5 protein-coding genes and 1 pseudogene are annotated in these 3,119 nt (G+C 70.6%); all 6 read left to right on the top strand.

What is annotated here, in order from left to right:
- A partial coding sequence (locus CCN44_RS38405) for a hypothetical protein (protein ID WP_414820547.1) occupies positions 1 to 241 on the top strand: 241 nt, incomplete at its 5' end.
- A complete protein-coding gene (locus CCN44_RS38400) occupies positions 238 to 1,350 on the top strand; it encodes a lysylphosphatidylglycerol synthase transmembrane domain-containing protein (protein WP_078625149.1) in 1,113 nt (370 codons plus the stop codon). The genes CCN44_RS38405 and CCN44_RS38400, both read left to right, overlap by 4 nt.
- A gap of 125 nt (positions 1,351 to 1,475) precedes the next feature.
- The gene (locus tag CCN44_RS38395) at positions 1,476 to 1,736 is read left to right on the top strand and encodes a DUF2933 domain-containing protein (protein ID WP_033306487.1); all 261 of its coding nucleotides are present in this window, start codon (positions 1,476 to 1,478) and stop codon (positions 1,734 to 1,736) included.
- Between the two features lie 56 nt (positions 1,737 to 1,792).
- The gene (locus CCN44_RS38390) at positions 1,793 to 2,578 is read left to right on the top strand and encodes a PspA/IM30 family protein (protein WP_033306486.1); all 786 of its coding nucleotides are present in this window, start codon (positions 1,793 to 1,795) and stop codon (positions 2,576 to 2,578) included.
- A gap of 2 nt (positions 2,579 to 2,580) precedes the next feature.
- A complete protein-coding gene (gene pspAA / locus CCN44_RS38385) occupies positions 2,581 to 2,853 on the top strand; it encodes a PspA-associated protein PspAA (protein WP_272935033.1) in 273 nt (90 codons plus the stop codon).
- A 15-nt stretch (positions 2,854 to 2,868) separates the two neighbouring features.
- Positions 2,869 to 3,119: pseudogene (locus tag CCN44_RS38380) on the top strand (zinc metalloprotease HtpX); the annotation flags it as partial.

Below are 3,119 nucleotides of genomic sequence, written 5' to 3'. Positions count from 1 at the left end.
GCTGCGCGATCTGCTCGGCGACGTCCCCTACAACTACGCTTTGATCAGTGCCCCCAACGGCGAGGAGATGACCGCCTACTTCGCCTGGCACCTCCAGATCGCCCCCCGTCTGACCGAGCCCGCCGGCTTCGAACTCGGCACCGGCATCGCGGTCAATCCCGTCCCTCCCGAACAGGCCGCCGCGGAGCTGCGTCAGGTCCTGGCGGCCCGCCCGGCTCGCATCGGCAGCAGCAGACCATGACAACGACCGGCAGCGAAGCGAGCGACCTTCCCGTGTCCTCGGACGATCTTCGCCACGGACCGGCCCCGCCGACCGCCACCGCGAAGACGGCCCGGCGGCCCCGGTGGCAGGTGTGGGCATGGTGGGCCGGTGCGATCGCCGTCGTCGCGGTCGCAGCCGTGGCGGCCGTCACGCATCGCCATGAACTGGCCGCCACCTCCCGTCTTCTCGCGCACGTCAGCATCCCGAAACTGACGGTGGCCCTCGTCCTCGAAGCGGCCTCCTTCGTCTGGCTCGCCGCTCTCCAGCGGTGGTTGCTGCGCGGCGCGCGGGCACGGCCGGGCCTGGCCACGATGACGGGGCTCGCGTTCGGAGCCAACGCGATGGCTGGCGCGCTTCCGGGCGGTAGCGCCCTGGCCGTCGCGTGGGTGATCCGCCAGCTGCGCCGCCGGGGCATCGACCTGGCGCTCGCCGCCGCCATGCTGGTCGTCGCCGGGGCCCTGTCCGTACTGGCCCTCGCGCTGCTGCTGGCGCTGGGTGCCCTGCTGGCCGACCCGGGTGGACCGGGTGCGGGACTGCGGACCGTGGTGCTCACGTCTGCGGCGGTGCTTGCGGCCGTGATCGTGGCGGCCGTCTGCCTCACCCGGTCATCACGTTTGCGCCGCGCGATACGGCGCGTGGGGCGGTACGTCGGCGCGCGATGGCGTGCTGGTGAACGGCTGGGACGACTCCTCGCCGACGTCCTGCACCAGGCCGAGACCATCCAGCCCGGCGTCTGGGGCTGGCGCCGCCCCTTCGGAATGGCGCTGGGCAACTGGGTGTGCGACGCCGCCGCGCTGACGGCCGCCCTGTGGGCACTCGGCATCGACGTGCCGTGGCGAAGCCTCCTCATCGCCTACGGGCTGACCCAGATCTCCATCAGCCTGCGCCTGACCCCCGGCAGCCTGGGCATCGCCGAGGCCAGCCTGAGCACCCTGCTCGTCGTCCAAGGCATTCCTGCCGACCAGGCGATCGCCGCCGCGCTGCTGTACCGCGTCGTCAGCTTCTGGGCCGCTCAGCCGGTCGGCTGGGGCTGCTGGCTCCGCCTCACACTCCACACCAACCGTGCTGGGGAGACGGGGTCGGAATGAGCGGAATCGGGACGAGGGCCTTTCGGCCCAGTGCTAATGCCCTTAGTACCCATGCGGGGTTGCCCTAGGCGAGGGAACGTGGAGGTCAAGGGAATTCTGGCCACAAAGAACCTTGGGAGCCGGAGATGAAACCGAAACTGCTCACCGGCATCGCGGTCGCGGCCGTCGCCGCCGTCGTACTGCTCTGGCTCGGTGTCCCCCCGTACGTACTGCTCCTCATTGCCCTCGTGGCGGCCTGCCCGCTCAGCATGGCCTTCATGCACGGAGGTCATGGCGGTCATGGCAAGGCGCCGTACAAGCGCGGGGACGAGACGAGCCATCCGGACCACCAGCCTGACGGCCCAGGGCGGACCGGATTGACGAAGAAGGGCCCGCACCAGCACTGAGCGGCACGCGCACCAGAGGTACTCACCTCGGACCACGAAGAAGGGACGGGCCGACCATGAGCAGCATCGCTCGTCGTATCGCGGATCTGTTCCGGATCAAGGCGAACAAGGCGCTGGACCGCGCCGAGGATCCGCGTGAGGTGCTGGACTACTCCTACGGGCAGCAGCAGGAGTTGCTGCTGCGGGTGCGTCGCGGCGTCGCGGACGTCGCTACCAGCCGCAAGCGCCTCGAACTGCAGATGGCCACCTTGGAGCAGGCCGGCGGCAAGCTCCAGGGGCAGGCCCAACAGGCTCTCGCCGTCGGGCGGGAAGACCTCGCCCGCGAAGCCCTGGGACGTCGGACGACGGTGACCGCGCAGCTCGCCGACCTGCAAGGCCAGCATGTCGCGCTGCAGGCCCAGGAGGAGAAACTCACCCTGGCCTCGCAACGCCTCGAGGCGAAGGTGGATGCCTTCCGGACCCGCAAGGAGACCATCAAGGCCACCTACACCGCCGCCGAGGCGCAGACCCGGATCACCGAGGCGGTCACCGGCATCGGTGAGGAGATGGGTGATGTCGGGATGGCCATCCAGCGGGCCGAGGACAAGACCGAGCAGTTGCAGGCCCGTGCCGGAGCGCTGGACGAGCTGATCGCCTCCGGCGCCCTGGAGGACGCCACTCTCCCGGCCGGCCGTGACGACATCCAGGCCGAGCTGGACAGGGCGTCCGCGGGCGGTGACATCGAGCTGGAGCTGGCCCGGATGAAGGGCGAGCTCACCGCCGCCTCCGAACCGACGCCCGCACTGGAGAGCCGCGATGACGCGGACGCGGACCGGGGGCCTGGCAAGGAGGCACCGTCGTGATCATGCGGATTCTCGGCGAGGGCCAGTACGAGATCGCCGACACCCACCTGGACAAGCTCAACGAGTTGGACGCCGTGCTGCAGTCGGTCGCCGCCGACGGCGACGAGTCGGCGTTCGCCATCTGGCTGCGGGAGCTGCTGGACGCCGTACGCGCCCTGGGCACCCCGCTCCCGGCCGACACGCTCGCGCCCTCCGACCTGATCCTCCCCGACGAGGACACCAGCCTGCACGAGGTGCGGGCGCTGCTGGCCGACGAGGGCCTGATCCCGGGCTGATGAGGGGTGATGACCGTGCGCAGCCGCTTCGCTCCCGACCGGGGGCTGACCGCCCGTATGGGCCTGACGATGTTCCTGCTCGGCCTGCTGTACGTGGCGTTCGTCGCCGTGCTGATCGCGCTGCTGAGGTCGTGGGTGCTGGTGGTGGTCATCGCCGCCGGTCTGCTGGCGGCGCAGTTCTGGTTCTCCGACCGGATCGCCCTGTTCGCGATGCGCGGCCGCATCGTCACTCCCGAGGAGCAGCCCCAGCTGCACGGCGTCATCGA

The organism is Streptomyces tricolor (assembly GCF_002155905.1).
In the GTDB taxonomy this organism is placed as follows: Bacteria; Actinomycetota; Actinomycetes; order Streptomycetales; family Streptomycetaceae; genus Streptomyces; species Streptomyces tricolor.
Note: the sequence above shows the minus strand (reverse complement) of the source record. Positions and strands in the feature narration are given on the sequence as shown.